This is a genomic window from Pedosphaera parvula Ellin514 (assembly GCF_000172555.1).
In the GTDB taxonomy this organism is placed as follows: domain Bacteria; phylum Verrucomicrobiota; class Verrucomicrobiia; order Limisphaerales; family Pedosphaeraceae; genus Pedosphaera.
This window is the reverse complement of record NZ_ABOX02000003.1, coordinates 215,040-229,422: the sequence shown is the minus strand read 5'-3', so window position 1 is coordinate 229,422 and position 14,383 is coordinate 215,040. Positions and strand designations below refer to the sequence as shown.

At 51.8% G+C, this 14,383-nt stretch carries 15 protein-coding genes; 8 read left to right on the top strand and 7 right to left on the bottom strand.

Annotated elements, in window-relative coordinates; translation table 11 throughout:
- Window positions 1-269: 269 nt before the first annotated feature.
- Together CFLAV_RS03400 and CFLAV_RS03395 are read right to left on the bottom strand one after the other, a co-directional pair.
- Complete coding sequence (locus CFLAV_RS03400; protein WP_160164473.1) at window positions 270-1,097, bottom strand: glycoside hydrolase family 32 protein; 828 nt, start codon at window positions 1,095-1,097, stop codon at window positions 270-272.
- Between the two features lie 388 nt (window positions 1,098-1,485).
- Entirely contained in the window at window positions 1,486-2,406 is a 921-nt protein-coding gene (locus CFLAV_RS03395) for a LysR family transcriptional regulator (RefSeq protein WP_050785619.1), read from the bottom strand.
- Between the two features lie 174 nt (window positions 2,407-2,580).
- Here CFLAV_RS03395 and CFLAV_RS03390 point away from each other — a divergent pair, with 174 nt between their 5' ends.
- The 5 genes from CFLAV_RS03390 (at window position 2,581) to CFLAV_RS03370 (ending at window position 9,438) form a co-directional block, all read left to right on the top strand.
- The gene (locus CFLAV_RS03390; RefSeq protein ID WP_007413215.1) at window positions 2,581-3,456 is read left to right on the top strand and encodes an alpha/beta fold hydrolase; all 876 of its coding nucleotides are present in this window, start codon (window positions 2,581-2,583) and stop codon (window positions 3,454-3,456) included.
- A 41-nt stretch (window positions 3,457-3,497) separates the two neighbouring features.
- Window positions 3,498-4,244 carry an SDR family NAD(P)-dependent oxidoreductase gene (locus tag CFLAV_RS03385; protein WP_007413214.1) on the top strand — a complete coding sequence of 249 codons (747 nt, stop codon included), beginning with the start codon at window positions 3,498-3,500 and terminating at the stop codon, window positions 4,242-4,244.
- A 169-nt stretch (window positions 4,245-4,413) separates the two neighbouring features.
- Window positions 4,414-5,169 (top strand): SDR family oxidoreductase, encoded by a 756-nt coding sequence (locus CFLAV_RS03380; RefSeq protein WP_007413213.1) that lies wholly within the window; start codon window positions 4,414-4,416, stop codon window positions 5,167-5,169.
- Window positions 5,170-6,907: 1,738 nt separating this feature from the next.
- Window positions 6,908-7,666: an ABC transporter ATP-binding protein gene (locus tag CFLAV_RS03375; protein ID WP_007413211.1), complete on the top strand. Its 759-nt coding sequence runs from the start codon at window positions 6,908-6,910 to the stop codon at window positions 7,664-7,666.
- Window positions 7,663-9,438: an ABC transporter permease gene (locus CFLAV_RS03370; RefSeq protein ID WP_007413210.1), complete on the top strand. Its 1,776-nt coding sequence runs from the start codon at window positions 7,663-7,665 to the stop codon at window positions 9,436-9,438. Before CFLAV_RS03375 ends, CFLAV_RS03370 begins: the two co-directional genes overlap by 4 nt.
- Before the next feature lie 87 nt (window positions 9,439-9,525).
- Here the strand turns inward: CFLAV_RS03370 and CFLAV_RS03365 are convergent, their stop codons facing one another.
- From CFLAV_RS03365 to CFLAV_RS03345, 5 genes are all read right to left on the bottom strand, one after another.
- The gene (locus CFLAV_RS03365) at window positions 9,526-9,873 is read right to left on the bottom strand and encodes a hypothetical protein (RefSeq protein WP_007413209.1); all 348 of its coding nucleotides are present in this window, start codon (window positions 9,871-9,873) and stop codon (window positions 9,526-9,528) included.
- A gap of 103 nt (window positions 9,874-9,976) precedes the next feature.
- Window positions 9,977-10,963 carry a sulfotransferase gene (locus CFLAV_RS03360; protein WP_007413208.1) on the bottom strand — a complete coding sequence of 329 codons (987 nt, stop codon included), beginning with the start codon at window positions 10,961-10,963 and terminating at the stop codon, window positions 9,977-9,979.
- Window positions 10,960-11,172 (bottom strand): Nif11-like leader peptide family natural product precursor, encoded by a 213-nt coding sequence (locus tag CFLAV_RS03355; RefSeq protein WP_007413207.1) that lies wholly within the window; start codon window positions 11,170-11,172, stop codon window positions 10,960-10,962. The genes CFLAV_RS03360 and CFLAV_RS03355 overlap by 4 nt, the downstream gene beginning before the upstream one ends.
- A gap of 2 nt (window positions 11,173-11,174) precedes the next feature.
- Window positions 11,175-11,669: a GNAT family N-acetyltransferase gene (locus tag CFLAV_RS03350; protein WP_007413206.1), complete on the bottom strand. Its 495-nt coding sequence runs from the start codon at window positions 11,667-11,669 to the stop codon at window positions 11,175-11,177.
- A 10-nt stretch (window positions 11,670-11,679) separates the two neighbouring features.
- Entirely contained in the window at window positions 11,680-12,465 is a 786-nt protein-coding gene (locus tag CFLAV_RS03345; RefSeq protein ID WP_007413205.1) for an apurinic/apyrimidinic endonuclease family protein, read from the bottom strand.
- Between the two features lie 230 nt (window positions 12,466-12,695).
- On the opposite strand from CFLAV_RS03345, the gene CFLAV_RS03340 reads away from it, so the two are divergent.
- From CFLAV_RS03340 to CFLAV_RS03330, 3 genes are read left to right on the top strand one after another with little or no spacing between them, the layout of a single operon-like run.
- A complete protein-coding gene (locus CFLAV_RS03340; RefSeq protein WP_007413204.1) occupies window positions 12,696-13,217 on the top strand; it encodes a phage tail protein in 522 nt (173 codons plus the stop codon).
- A 22-nt stretch (window positions 13,218-13,239) separates the two neighbouring features.
- Window positions 13,240-13,779 carry a phage tail protein gene (locus CFLAV_RS03335; RefSeq protein WP_007413203.1) on the top strand — a complete coding sequence of 180 codons (540 nt, stop codon included), beginning with the start codon at window positions 13,240-13,242 and terminating at the stop codon, window positions 13,777-13,779.
- 13 nt (window positions 13,780-13,792) lie between these two features.
- Window positions 13,793-14,329 carry a phage tail protein gene (locus tag CFLAV_RS03330; RefSeq protein ID WP_007413202.1) on the top strand — a complete coding sequence of 179 codons (537 nt, stop codon included), beginning with the start codon at window positions 13,793-13,795 and terminating at the stop codon, window positions 14,327-14,329.
- The last annotated feature ends 54 nt before the right edge of the window (window positions 14,330-14,383 follow it).

Here is a 14,383-nt window from a genome sequence, read left to right as displayed (position 1 = left end):
TTTAAAGATAAATTGGAGAGCCTTGGCAACCACGCCAAGAGACTCGTTTAACCGTCGGCCTATCTGCTCTAAAAGTGAATGGTTAGCAGGGGCAAGTAACCCTGGGGCGATCAATACGAGAACGTGGGGATTGAAGCTTTAGTGTAATTACTTTGGCCAGCCGCTTAATCAAACCAAAATCCCTCCTGTCATCCGGAAATTTCCTTTGGCATTCGGTATAGTTCCTCTCGCTTATTTTTCCCATGTGAGTCGAGCCACTTGTATTCCCTTCAGGCTCGGCAGAAGTGCGGCAATGAACCATTGCTTATCTGGTGAATGATTTCAGGAGCAGCGACTGGAAGTGTGCAAACGAAATGGTCTTTGTCATTGTTTAGGCCGAAATCGAGCGGGTCGTGGGAAAAATAGACGCTGGTCTGCGCATTGGCTCCATAGCGTTGCGTGCGAAACAAATAGAATTTTCCCGGCTCGAGTTCAACGACGAATGGGCACTCGGCTGACCACGGTCCCTCGCCGGCCTGGCCGCCTTTTGCGACGACGTGCGCCGGGCTCCAATCGAGCAAATTGCTGGAGGTGCGGCAGTAATCCGTGCCTTTGTTTTCAGGATGGGCGGTGTAATAGCAATGCCAGAGATTGCCGATGCGAATGAGCATGGGATCACGCGTGTTGCCGGATGTTTCGCCAAAGAGTGGGGTTTTGTCTTCGCTGTTGAGATGACGTTGAAAATATTTTCCATCTGCGCTAATTGCGGAACAGATATGGTCCCAACTGCCGTAAAACATCACGAAGCGTCGGCCATCGCGGAAGACGAAGGGGGCTTGCAGACCGCCCGGGTGCTCGCCCATCTTTGGATCAGCGCGGAGTGTAATGCCCTTTGGCTTCCAGTTTGGATCAGTCAGTTTCTCGCCTTCCCAGGCATAGAGGAGGCGAGTGTTTCCCGGCTCCTTGGTGCCGCGAACGCAGGACCAAAGCTGCCATTTCCCGTCCGTTGCCTGCCAGACCGCGAAATCAACCGGTTGCTGCTTGGAAGAGGTTAATTCACCCAGATCTGGATCGCCGGCGATTTGCCACCAGTCAGCTTGAATGTGTGGTTTTAACACCTGTTCGGCGGATAGGTCACGAGCGATTGCGCCATTAGAGGGTAATAGCAGGGCCGCAACAACCATTGCGCATGTTGGACGCAGTAGAGTCCAAAGTATTATGGAAATGATTTTGTTTATTGTGCTCACGGGTGACGATCAACGATTGCCGTTGTCATGCGCTGGAGCAAGCATATTCGCGTCGCGCGCCAGCAGCGCTTTTTTTGGGTAAATAATTAGGACCGACCCGTTCACTATTTTTCATTACTAGAATGACCTTTCACTGACAGTTTTACTGACACTGGTTAGGCCGCAATCCGGGTGGCGGCTAAGCATCTGCCATATCTCCTTCCGTCTCGGTAATATCGATCCGTACGCCAGAACCATTGCGTTTATGGAGTTACTAGAATTATCTCTTAAGGATAACCTTGGAGGACAAAGACGGCGGTTTTTCTTTGAGTTGATCGACGCGAGACAGAAAGCTTTTCAATATCGGCGATGTATTCGATTTTTTGTAGCCGACAACCAGATCAATTGTTGGCGGCGTACCTTTAAGCGGTCTGCTGGTCACGGACCAGGGAAGAAAATTCAATGCGTACATAGGTAAAATGGCGACACCCCGTGTTGACGCGATCAATGACATCGCCATTGTAAGGTTGTGAATACGGTGTGCAGGCTTGATATCCAAATTGTTTGCCGCCAGATATTCTTCGATCTTGCGGCGCATGGGGCCCGCGATATCGGAAGCGCCAATAAAAATTTCCCCGGCGATTTCGCGAATATCAACCTTCTTGTGTTTGGTAAGGCGATGATCGCTGGGCATAATCATGACGAAAGGTTCAGAACTGATCGTGATATAATCAAGCTCAGGCCAGCCTGGCTCGGCGCGCATGAAGGCGAGATCAAGCCGCGACGATGAAAGAGCCTCTGCCAAATCCGGGGAATATTGGCTGGACACCGTTAATTCGATATTCGGCAAATCGCTGGCGATGATGCGTGTCGCTTCGGCCAGCCAATTGATTTCCTGCCCCATCAGAAACCCTATCGCAAATGTCTTGTTGGCCGGTTTCGCGGCGCGCCTTGCCGCATCGCGCGCGGCGTCGGCCTGTGTAACGGCAAGGCGCGCATGATCAATAAAGGCTCGCCCCGCCGCCGTTAATTCGACGCCTTGCACACTACGCGTAAACAAAGGCGTGCCAACTTCGTATTCCAGATCGCGTATTTGGCGGCTTAAGGATGGCTGCGCCGTATGCAGTCTCTTTTCCGCAGCGACTGTTAGACTGCCCTCTTCGGCGACAGCTATGAAATATTTAAGATGTCTGAGTTCCATCCGTTTAACCATGCCTTATAGGTATGGAAAGTCAACCAACAAGGTCTTTTTCAAAGTGGCAAACTTTAGATAGTTTAGGTCCATGAGTTAAATACAACACTGATAACAAACGATATTTTATCAACAATCGGCTGATGCGTAAATTTTAAGCCATACAACAAAACGGAGACTAATATGACAAACCATACCCATGAGACAGTACCAACCCAATATGTAGAAGCCAATGGCATTCGCTTTGCCTATCGCCAATTCGGCAAAAAAAGTGGCGTTCCTCTGGTTTTCAACCAGCACTACACCGGCACGATGGATTACTGGGATCCGGCAGTGACCGATGGCCTGGCCAAAGAACGTGAAGTTATCCTGTTCAACAATACAGGTGTCTCGAGCAGCTCAGGCGAAGCCCCAACGTCATTTCCTGAAATGGGTGCCAACGCGATTGCCTTTATCAAGGCGCTTGGATTGGACAGGGTTGATGTCCTCGGCTTCTCGATCGGCGGCATGGTCGCACAGGAAATTACCCTTCAGGCTCCAGAACTTGTCCGCCGTTTGATCCTTGTTGGCACCGGCCCCCGTGGCGCTGATATGTCAACCAGCAAGTCACAGGATATTTTCTCGGCCACTTATGAGCAACCGGAAGATATGTGGTTGTCGGTTCACTTTGCACCATCTGCAATAAGCCAAGCTGCCGGGCGTGAATTCTTAAAACGCAAATGGTTGCGTAAAGACCGTGACCCGGAAGTCAGCGCTCAAGCTATAGCAGCTCAGGGCGAAGCAATCGGCAAATATGTCGCCTTTGGCGAAGCAGGCCGGGGGCAGGTCAAGAACATCAAACAGCCAACCCTGATCGTTCAGGGCAGTAACGATGTCGTTGTGCCAACGGTGAACTCTTACATCATGCAACAGTTGATTTCGAACTCCCAGCTGATCCTCTATCCGGACGCGAATCACGGCTCTTTCTACCAATACCCGGAATTGTTCGTAGCGCATGCTAACCAGTTCCTGAATTGGGCTATCGCCAGGGAAGCTGTATTTCCTGCGGTAGCAGCTTGAAAACAACAAACACTCAACACTCTGAAAAAGGGGACCTAAATATGTCTGTACTCTCTGGAAAAACCGCTTTGGTTACTGGCGCTTCACGCGGCATTGGTCGGGCAACAGCTTTGGCCCTCGCTAAGGCTGGGGCTCAGGTTGTAGTCCACTACAGCAACAGCATCAAAGAAGCCGAAGCCGTGATCAAAGAAATCCGTTCAGGCGGCGGACGCGCTGAAAAGATCGCCGCCGACCTGCGGGCGGCGGATGGCCCGGATAAGCTGGCCAAACAAGTGCGCGCCCTCATCGGTGATCGTTTGGATATTCTGGTCGCGAATGCCGGAATCGCAAAATCCGCGACCTTTGAGGACACGACAATCGAGGACTTCGATGAACTGTTTGCCGTCAATGTTCGAGCTCCCTTCTTTTTGGTTCAGCAACTGCTGCCAACCATGCACAAGGGCAGTAGTGTAATTTTGCTGTCATCTTTGGCAGCCCATGCCGCTGTCGGTACTTTGGCGGCCTACGCTGCAACCAAAGGAGCCATCTCTACGCTCGTCAAACATTTTGCGGCGGCACTTGGTGACCGTGGCATTCGCGTGAATGCCGTGGCTCCGGGCGTGGTTGCAACAGATATGTCGAGCTTTGCAAAAACCGACGAAGGTCGCGATTTTACTGAAAGCATGCAGGCGCTCAAACGCGTCGCGCAGCCCGAAGATATTGCCGACGTCATCGCTTTTCTGGCCTCAGACGATGCGCGTTGGATCACAGGCGATATCCTTCATGTGGATGGCGGCTCAAAACTTTAATTTAACAAATGCAAAGGTGGAGTTATGACTAAGCAAACCGTACTTATAACCGGCGCTTTGACAGGGATTGGCAGGGCTATACTCGCAGTCAGCTTTGGAGGAAAAGTGTGAATCTCACATCCAAAAAACAACGAAAAACAACAGATAACAAAATAGAAAAGGAAAAAATATGAGCAATAACAATGGACAAAAATTGGCGGGCAAAGTCGCAATAGTCACCGGCGGTTCGCGAGGAATTGGCGCGGCGATTACCAAGCGGCTGGCAGCCGATGGAGCGCGCGTAGGAGTTACTTATACAAAAGGCGCGGAAGCAGCCGCCTCGGTTGTTAAAGAAATTGAACGGGCAGGCGGAAAGGCAATCGCGATTCAAGCGGATGCCACGGATGCCGCCGCCGTCAAGGCCGCCGTTGAAAAGACCGTCGCGGCCTTTGGCCGGCTGGATATACTCGTGAACAATGCCGGTACGGCTATTCCCAAGCCGTTCGAGGAGGCCACGCTGGAGGAACTGGACCATGTGATTGACCTCAATTTCCGCGGCGTGATGATCGCGACGCAGGCTGCGCTGAAGCACATTAAAGACGGCGGTCGCATCATTTCAATCGGCTCGTGCGTGGGCGAGCGGAATATGACGCCCGGTCTGGCGGCCTACGCGGCAACGAAGGCAGCGGTCAAGATGTTCACGCAAGGGTTGGCCAGAGAGGTGGGAAATCGAGGCATCACTGTCAACAATGTGCAACCCGGCCCGATTGACACGGATTTGAATCCGGCTGCGGGCGACTGGGCAACTCCTCAAATCGCCAACACGGCTCTTAAACGTTACGGGCATGTCAATGATATCGCAGCGATGGTAGCCTTCGTCGCTGGACCGGAAGCGTCTTATATCACTGGAGCCAGCCTGACAGTCGATGGCGGCACGAACGCCTGAGTCCAGAGGCCGCGCCTCTTGCGGCTGGTTTTTGGGGGACGCCACGAGTTCCCAAGAATAAAAAAGCGGCTGGACTTTCAAAGTCCAGCCGCTTTGTTTCGCGGTCACTGGCGGTTGAGATAAAGCCGCGCGTCGTCAAGGGCGTAGGCGGCGCAAACGGCGTCAAGTTCTTTGGCAGAAAGTGAACGCTTCTTGTGGTAGCCCAAATTCACATAATAATGACGGCCATGCAGAGGCTGGCTGGCGGCGGCGTAGTCTTTCGGAGGTGATCCGGTGGAACACCTCAAAGGGAGTGTGCAGATCTTCAGGAGGTTAACATTTGTGACTTAAACAGGCAACAAGTGGGTCAGCCACTGCACTATGCTGCAACATTCACCGAATGATTTGCCCAAGTCTTTGTTATATTCTTGGTGTCCTGCTATGACATTTGGAATGTTCCCTGTAGTGATTTTGGGATAGGGTATAATCAGGGGTATGTTATTTGCGCTTACAGTTAATTCTCATTGCTCATCAAACAGATGGTGCATTACTGACAGTTTCACTGACAGTGGCCTTCCCAACCTTCGTTTACCCTAATAAAACCAAGCTAAAAAGCTTGGAGGCGAGGGTCGGAATCGGGCTGTCAGCTCATTGAGTCCAACCACCGCGCCACAAGCCGCCCCGTCATTACTCGAGGAGAGTGTTGCCGCAATTCGGAGAAGCCCCAAATCACCAACTCTGGTCTCGTCCATTTATACCGAATGCCAAAATTAATTTCCGAAATGGAAAAGAACTGGAATGAAAACAGGTGATAAGCCTGATGAAAGTGGAGGCTGAAAAAGCCATGAACTTTGAGGGCGAGGAAATTCGTTAGTTGTTGGGAACAGGGTGCTTTTGATTTGAAGCGGCGTTGTCGGCCTGGCCGCTATCTAAGGATAGCGCCTGCGGCCTCCGCCTTGCCTCAAACCAAAATCCCTCCTGCCATTCGGAAATTTCTTTTGGCATTCGGTATAACCAAGTGGGCGAGCTGATCCCCAGGGATGCTTGCGCACGGCCGCATGCTTTCAGCGTGTCCGAATCAATGCAGGAGCCCGAGTCGCAGGTTAAAGTTTCAAAAAGGGGTTTTAGTCATCATTAGAAGTCTAACATAAGTGTAAATGGTTAAAAAGCTTTGTTGACGAATGATGACTATGTTAATATTATGAGGTCATAAATTAAGTATAAATGAGGTTTTAGCCTGAACTTCTTCATGCAATTATAACAAAATAACCCAATGGAGGAACAAAGTTATGAAGGATCGTCGAAAAGAGAAGGTTGCGCGGTTGCCGTATAAGATTCGGGAGGCCATGGAAATAGCGAATGCTGAATTTCGAGTTTCGAATTCAAGAAGCTAACGGTGGATAACGCTACATAACGCCAGATAACGGTGGATAACGGTCAAAATTTTTTTTGAACTTTGAATTTAAAAACAGGAGCCAGCCATGAGGGTAATGCATTTTAATTTGGAGTCTCGGATGGTGATGAGGTTTTCAGTAATGACGGCAAGGTTGATTGCACAATGGGCAATCAAAAAGATCGGAGACCGTGAGCTAACGGCAGTTAACGGCAGATCTTTGATACTCTCGAATGACGAATGAACTCCAGAGTTGCGGGTTATCGAGTCAACGGGTTGGGGAGCTTCGTTGCTTTACTGGAGGCTCGGTGGTTGGTAGGGTGAGACAATGATAAGAACGGTGGGCGGTTGCGATTTTCCAAGCTTATGATTGAAGTCCAGGGGTTGACGAAATTGTATGGGGATTTTGTGGCGGTGAATGAGCTTTCGTTCGCGGTGCAAGCGGGGCAGGTGCTGGGGTTGGTTGGTCCGAACGGGGCGGGTAAGACGACGACGTTGCGCTGTTTGGCGGGGATTATTCCGCCGACGCGGGGCAGTTTGCGGATTTGTGGAATCGATTTGGTTTCGAATCCGATACCGGCGAAGAAGGAGCTGGCATTTTTTACGGATGAACCGCGGTTGTTCGATTATTTGACGGTGGAGCAGCATCTGGCTTTCACCGCGCGGATTTACCAGGTGGCGGATTACAAACGGATTACGGAGCCGTTGCTGGCGGAGTTGGAGATTACGGATAAGAAGGACAAGTTGCCGGGCGAACTTTCGCGGGGGATGAAGCAGAAGCTGGTGATTGCGTGCGGATTGTTGCACTCGCCGAAGGTGATTTTCTTTGATGAGCCGCTGACGGGGTTGGACCCGATCGGGATTCGGAGGATGAAGGATTCCATTCTGAAACGAGCCCGGGAAGGGGCGGCGATCATTATCAGCTCGCATTTGTTGCATTTGCTGGAGGAGGTTTGCTCGCATGTGTTGATTTTGAAGGGCGGACAGAACGTGGCGGATGGGACGGTGGAGGAAATCAAACAGAAGTTTTCGGAAACCGGTGAAAACAATCTGGAGAATGCGTTCTTCCAGGCGACGGCGGAGACGAGGGTGCCGCCGATTGTGCCGCCGGCAATCACGCCATGAACAGCGCGCTGATTTATTTGTTGGTCAAGTCGTGGCAGAATCGCAACTGGATGCGGGTGCGTCGGTTGAAGCAGCCGAAGTATTTGATTTTTGCGATTATTGGAGCGGGATATTTCTACTCGTATTTTATCGGGTTTCTTTTCAATCCGAAAAGATTTGCCGGTGGAATGGGTGTCGGGCCGTTTGGTGCGAGCGCGTCGGACCCGGTTTTGTGGCAATCGATTGGAGCGTTGATTTTATTGGTGATTTTCCTGGGGATGTGGATTTTTCCGACGGAGCGGGCGGCGTTGGTGCTCAGCGAAGCGGAGGTGGCGTTTCTTTTTCCGGCACCCATTGATCGAAAGACGCTGGTGCGATTCAAGCTGCTCAAGGCGCAGGTTGCGATTGTGACCTCGGTGATTTTTCTGCAGTTCATAGGAGTGTTGACGGGAAGAACGAGGTCGCTGGAAGCAGGTTTGATTCATGGCATCGGCTGGTGGTTGATCTTCTCGATATTAAGCCTGCACAAGCTGGGGGCTTCCTTCGCGCGGACGATGTTGCTGGATCATGGCATTTCCAATTGGAAGCGGCGCGGGATGGTGCTGACGCTGGCTGGGCTTGGAGTGGCGGGAGTGGCGGTGTGGGTGATGAAAGAAATTCCGCGACCGGATTTCAGCGAGTTAACGGGGATGGAAGATTTGAAGTATTACGGGGAGCAGATCCTGGAATCCGGGCCGTTGCCATACTTGTTGTTTCCATTTCGATTGATTGTGAAACCGTATCTGGCGCCGGATTTGGTTTCGTTTCTGGTCGCGTTAGCTCCGGCGGCGCTGCTGGTGGTAGTGCATTATGTCTGGGTGATGCGGTCGGATGTGGCGTTTGAGGAGGCTTCAGTGGAAGCGTCGCAGAAGATGGCGGAGCGGATCGCGAATATCCGGGCGAGCCGGTCGAATGGAGGGGCAATGATCAAGCCCAGGAAGAAGAAACGGGCACCGTTTGAATTGAAGCCCTCGGGGTTGCCGTCCGTCGCGTTGCTGTGGAAGAATTTGATTCACGCCGGACATTCCTTCACACCGCGATTCTGGTTGAGGCTGCTGGTGGTGGGCGTCATTTTATGCATGTATCTGCGGGGGACAGGATTTGGCAGTGAAGTCATGCCGGTGATTGCGATTTTGATTCCGATGTTGATGGCGTGGTCGTTGCTGATCGGGCCGCAACTGTTTCGGCAGGATTTCCGGAGTGACATGGCTATGGCGGATGTGTTGAAGACTTATCCGTTAAAGAGCTGGCAATTGGCGTTGGGAGAGTTGCTGGCTCCGACGGTGATTCTAACCTTTGTCCATTGGTTCCTGATCGTCATGGGCGTGCTGATGTTTTACAAGTTCGATGGCCGGGCAATTCCGTTGGGCATGAGAATCTCCGCCGGACTCGCGCTGGCTGTAATCATGCCCGGGTTGAATTTGATTTGCCTGATGATACCCAATTGCGCGGTGCTGCTTTTTCCGGGGTGGTTTCAGGCTGGCAAAGATGCGCCGCAGGGAATAGAAGCGACGGGGCAGAGACTGGTGCTGGCTTTGGGACAATTTTTTGTGTTCGCAGTGACGATACTTCCGCCAGCGATCGTTTTTGGTTTGGTTATGCTGGTGGGAGGCTTGATGGGAAATCCGGTTTTGATTTTGCCCGTGGCCGCGATACCAGCAGCGATCCTGATTGCGGCGGAGTGTTGGGGAGGTTTGCTGCTGCTGGGGAGATTGTTTGAGCGGTATGATTTGTCGGGAGAGACGGGGGCGTAAGATGTGGGGAACCGTTGATGTGCACTAATTGACACGAATAAAAGAGAGTCGCTTATGAGACAGAAGATTCTGTGCCGGAGTCTTGAATCATTCGGATTTGGGAAGATGTTGTGACCATTGTTCCAGAGTGGCTCGCCAGTGGGGGAGTTGAGGGTGATCGGGCTGGGCTTCGGAGATGCCTTCCACTTGTCTTTTGACAGATAAATAAAGGTTGTACTCGGAGTCGGCCAGGTTGGCTTGTGCCTGGAGGTGCTCTTCCAAGGCCCGTTCCTGGGCCCGGCAGGATGCGACGTAGTCGTCATATTGCTGGTGGCATCTGGCGATGAGTGCGGGGGCGTCGATGCCCTGAGCGGTCAAGGCTTCCTTTTGTTCGGTGAGCCTGGCGATGAGTTGTTCCAGTTTTCGCAAGCGCTCGAGATCTTCGGGGGCAAACATAACAGTATCAAGTTACATGGAAGAGCGAAGATGTCCAAGCCCGGCAAGTTTATGTTGCGGGAAGAGCGCAAAGCGGGTGGAGAAAAAGTGACGCGGTTCCGCTTCAGATGGAAGATTGCTTTTGGCGAACGGTTTCCAGTCGGTCGTACAACGGGCGCACCCATTGATCAGCCAGGCGACGGACAAGGTCGCTCGCAGCCTGGGTTTTGGCGGCGGTATCCGCGACAAATTGCCGCGAGGGATCTTTGACATTGAACTGAGTTACCTTGCGCATCTGTTCGGTTTCAGATGTGGACCAATGCATTTTAAAATGGTCGGTGATGGAGGAGAAAACGACGTCAGGCAACTGGGTGTAGTTGATAAAAAGACCGGGATATTGTTGATGATGAGTGAGAGCGTTTTGGCAATATTTCGCGAGAGCGCGGGCGCAATATTCCTCGCGCGACATTAGCAGAGCGGTGACCAGGTCGCAATCAAGCAGGGATGGCGGCACTGCACCGGGGAGCATTTTGCCGGCGAGTTGTTTCAAGTTGGAGACGATGACTTCCACCGGTTCGCGATAGACAAAAATCCAGGGCACATCGGGAAAGGCTTTGTGAATGAGAGGCAGATCGAGAGCGTTCCAACTATCGAATTTTATAAAAAAATTCTTTTGGCGGGCTTGTTGCGGCTGGCCGAGCGCACTCACCATCCATTGCAGCCAGAGGATGCGTTGATTTTCATCGAACTTCGGATTCCACAGATGCGCGCGCAGAATGGCATCAATGGGGCCCGCCTCGGAAAGGACGAGGTTTTGGGGGAGAGCGGCGAGCATTTGAGAGACGAGCGTCGAGCCGCAACGCGACATGTGAAAAATAAATCCGGTGGGATGCAGGCCTGGACAGGTCGCGTGCATTTCGCCAAGCAGGTCAATGGAAGTGCGTTGGCGAAAGAGCAGATTGAAGGGATGTCGGACGGCGTGCTCGATGGTGTCGTTAAAGAATGGATGCGTAAAACGAAGTCCGTTTAGATGGCACCAATCGACTTGAGGTCCGGTCGGATGGGGCACAATCCAGATCGGGGTCCAGCCAGCCAGGTGCGATGCGGTCATGGTTGTATCCACCTTTCAATCCAGGCACGTTGGCCGTCCTTAAGAGCGGATTCGACTTCTTCGGCAGTGAAATCGAAACCGAGTTCCTTGCCGATCTGGACGGTCAGGAGGCGGAAGGCTTCGCGATCGGAAACTGAACGCAATCTTTCCTGAAGCGCCGTATCAGCCAAAACGAGTCGGCGAAAATTCTCGAAGTTTTCGCGGGACATAATTATTGAGTGAGCGGAGCAGGACTGACTTCTGGTATCCACTCCATCTGAGAATAAAGGCCATCCTCGCTGACCCTTGAAAATCCGAGGCGGGAATACAGGTTTTGTGCGGGATTGGATTTTAGAACGTGAAGACGGACTTTGCGATTGGAGGAGGTTGCTTCAGCCAAAAGATTGCGCAAGAGCGCGGAGCCAATGCCGCGATTCCGTTGTTCCGGCAAAAGAGCGATATCAACCAGTGTGAACTCAACATGGTTTTTGGAAACGAGCAATCGGCCGATAGGATCGGTTTGGAGCAGAATGACGTGGTGTTCGGCTTCGGGAAATTGGGAACGATAGGAATGCCGTTGACCGTTGAACTGCATTTTGAGAAACGCGTTCTGTTGGACAGGGGGCCAACCCCAGGCAGCAATTTCCTCCGCGCGCGTGCTGCAATATAACTTGAATAGGAAAGCTTCGTCTTCGGGAACTTCGCGCCGGAGCGATATGTCAGTCACGCGAGGTGGTTTAGACGGCAAGTCTAACAGCACGGTTGTACTGGAGCATTTTATCCCTGGTCGTGACTGCTGCGGCTTTGGCAAATTCAGCCTGTTTCGGCAAACCGGCGGGATAATAGTAGCCGAGATACGGATGATATTTCCGAATGGCTGCTACGGCGCTGAGTGGCACGGTTTGGAGTTGATAAACTTCCTGGAGGATTTTGAAATGTTCGGAACCGAGCCGTTGTGCGAGTCGGGAATATTGAGTCGAATACTCCGGATCGTAATGCTTCGAATTGAGGTCGTTATTGGTCAACTCCATGTAGAGAGTGACGCGGTTTTTTTCAGCGAGCTTCAGGAGTTTTTTGAGTCCGGAGGCAGAATTGGCGAGTGCGGTTTCGGCTTCCAGTTCGCCACGAGCACCAGAGTAACAAATGAGATTGGTCAAGCCAGCTTTGGAGAGTTGAGGAATAATTTGCTTATAGCTGGCAATCAACTTTTCATGATGTTCGACCTGGCTGAAGCCGCGTTGCTTTCCGAGATCGGCACCGTTGGCCAAGGAGCAAGTGAGGCCGGATTCTTTAAGGGTGGTCCAATCATTGGGGCCTTGCAATTCAACTGAGGGAAGGCCGAGTTCCAAGGCGACTTTGCATAATTCGGCGAGCGCGGGTTTGGTCCCTGCCACGGAACGAACTTTCGAAATTGTTTTGAGACTTTCGCTTTCAGCGGCGAGCAACGGGGAAAGGCTGGCAGACAGAGCCACGCCACCGGCAATTTTAACGAGGGCACTACGGCGCGAAATGAGTGAGCTCATAAGGTGAGCATTAGATAGTCAGATGACGATGTTATTCAAGCTTGAAATGTGTCGCATAGTTGATGCCAACCTGCTGTGGAAGTCATTATTATTTCGCAATTTGGAACACTTAAAAACTTTACAAACAACGCCCCCTTTCTAGGATTCTGGCACAAGTCGTGTTTAGAGGCAGAGGTGTAGGTTTGTTGACTTGTTCTGATCTAACATTTTTTTTGCTGCAAAGGTATATCATGGGTAGTCCATTCATTGGTGAAATTAGACTTATGGCCTGCAATTTCGCTCCCAAAGGGTGGGCGCTTTGCAACGGCCAGATGCTGTCCATTGCCCAGAACTCAGCCCTGTTCAGCATTCTGGGCACATACTATGGAGGCGATGGAATAAGAACCTTCGCGTTGCCAAACCTGCAAGGGCGGGCGGCATTGCACATGGGCCAGGGGACTGGGTTGAGCAATTATGTAATAGGTCAGACGGGTGGTGTGGAATCGGTTGCGTTGGCTACCAATCAACTTCCACTGCACAATCACGCGGTGGCTTGCAACACAACAGGCGGTGCGCAAGCAGATCCCAGTGGTAATTATCCAGGATTAGCCAGCAGCAATTCGGCAGGTATTTACGAAGCGACGAGCAACAATACGATGGCTGCAGGGGTGATTGGTAATACAGGTGGGAGTCAGGCGCATGAGAATCGCCAACCCAGTTTAACTTTGAACTACGTCATCGCCCTGCTCGGAATTTACCCTTCAAGGTCTTAACTTATTAGGAAGAAAAAAGATTATGAACCCGTATGTTGGAGAAATTCGGATTTTTGCAGGGAATTTTGCGCCAAAAAACTGGGCGCTGTGCAACGGGCAGATTTTGGCCATCAGTTCCAATACGGCGCTTTTTAGCATCATTGGCACTTATTATGGCGGCAATGGAACATCAACCTTTGCGTTGCCGAACCTGCAAGGGCGAGTGCCACTCTCCCAAGGACAGGGGCCTGGCCTGAGCGATTATTTCATTGGCGAATCAGGGGGGGTGGAAACGGTTACGCTCACCACTCTGCAAATGCCGCCGCACACCCATCCGGTAAATTGCAATAGCGCTCAAGGTGTCCAGTCCCAGCATGGCACCAAGGCGGATCCAGCGGGCAATTTCCCAGCAACGCAAAGCGCGGGTTCGGGTATTTATCAAGCCACAGCGACCGCCGGCGCTAATATGAATCCGCAAATGATTGGCACGAACGGCGGGGGGGTGGCGCACGAAAATCATCAGCCTTACCTGGCCTTGAATTTCATCATTTGTTTATACGGAGTTTTTCCATCCAGGTCTTAAATCGAGCAAAATTATGGCTACTCCCTATGTTTCGGAGATAAAAATGTTTGCGGGAAGCTTTCCTCCACAAGGATGGATGTTGTGTCAGGGGCAGATGCTACCCATTGCCCAGTATGAAGTTTTGTATGCCCTGATTGGCACTACTTACGGCGGGGATGGGCAGACTACTTTTGCGTTGCCCGACTTGCGGGGGCGCGTGCCGATTCATTTTGGACAAAGCAGCGGCACCAGTAATTATGTCCAGGGAGGAACACAGGGTGTGGAGCAGGTGACCATTACTTCCAACCAGATGCCGATCCACAATCATGCGGTGAATTGCAACAGTGCAGGGACCAACCAGGCATTGGTGGCCACGCAGACGACGCCGATCAATAATTTTCCCGGGACGGAAAGCACGGGGGCGGGGATATATGAGACAACCTCGAACAGCACGATGAATGCGGGGATGATTGGCATTAACGCAAGCGCCCAGCCACATGAAAATCGGCAGCCGTTTCTCACCGTGAATTTTATCATCGCCTTCGAGGGCGTTTTCCCAAGCCGGAGTTAAAAGGTTCGAGTGGCTGAGCGTTAAAAAGATAATCAAACGGTCAACAATTTATAA

Coding starts and splice junctions, on each gene's coding strand:
- CFLAV_RS03395 (WP_050785619.1), bottom strand. CDS start 2,406: ATGGAACTCAGACATCTTAAATATTTCATAGCTGTCGCCGAAGAGGGC.
- CFLAV_RS03390 (WP_007413215.1), top strand. CDS start 2,581: ATGACAAACCATACCCATGAGACAGTACCAACCCAATATGTAGAAGCC.
- CFLAV_RS03385 (WP_007413214.1), top strand. CDS start 3,498: ATGTCTGTACTCTCTGGAAAAACCGCTTTGGTTACTGGCGCTTCACGC.
- CFLAV_RS03380 (WP_007413213.1), top strand. CDS start 4,414: ATGAGCAATAACAATGGACAAAAATTGGCGGGCAAAGTCGCAATAGTC.
- CFLAV_RS03375 (WP_007413211.1), top strand. CDS start 6,908: ATGATTGAAGTCCAGGGGTTGACGAAATTGTATGGGGATTTTGTGGCG.
- CFLAV_RS03370 (WP_007413210.1), top strand. CDS start 7,663: ATGAACAGCGCGCTGATTTATTTGTTGGTCAAGTCGTGGCAGAATCGC.
- CFLAV_RS03365 (WP_007413209.1), bottom strand. CDS start 9,873: ATGTTTGCCCCCGAAGATCTCGAGCGCTTGCGAAAACTGGAACAACTC.
- CFLAV_RS03360 (WP_007413208.1), bottom strand. CDS start 10,963: ATGACCGCATCGCACCTGGCTGGCTGGACCCCGATCTGGATTGTGCCC.
- CFLAV_RS03355 (WP_007413207.1), bottom strand. CDS start 11,172: ATGTCCCGCGAAAACTTCGAGAATTTTCGCCGACTCGTTTTGGCTGAT.
- CFLAV_RS03345 (WP_007413205.1), bottom strand. CDS start 12,465: ATGAGCTCACTCATTTCGCGCCGTAGTGCCCTCGTTAAAATTGCCGGT.
- CFLAV_RS03340 (WP_007413204.1), top strand. CDS start 12,696: ATGGGTAGTCCATTCATTGGTGAAATTAGACTTATGGCCTGCAATTTC.
- CFLAV_RS03335 (WP_007413203.1), top strand. CDS start 13,240: ATGAACCCGTATGTTGGAGAAATTCGGATTTTTGCAGGGAATTTTGCG.
- CFLAV_RS03330 (WP_007413202.1), top strand. CDS start 13,793: ATGGCTACTCCCTATGTTTCGGAGATAAAAATGTTTGCGGGAAGCTTT.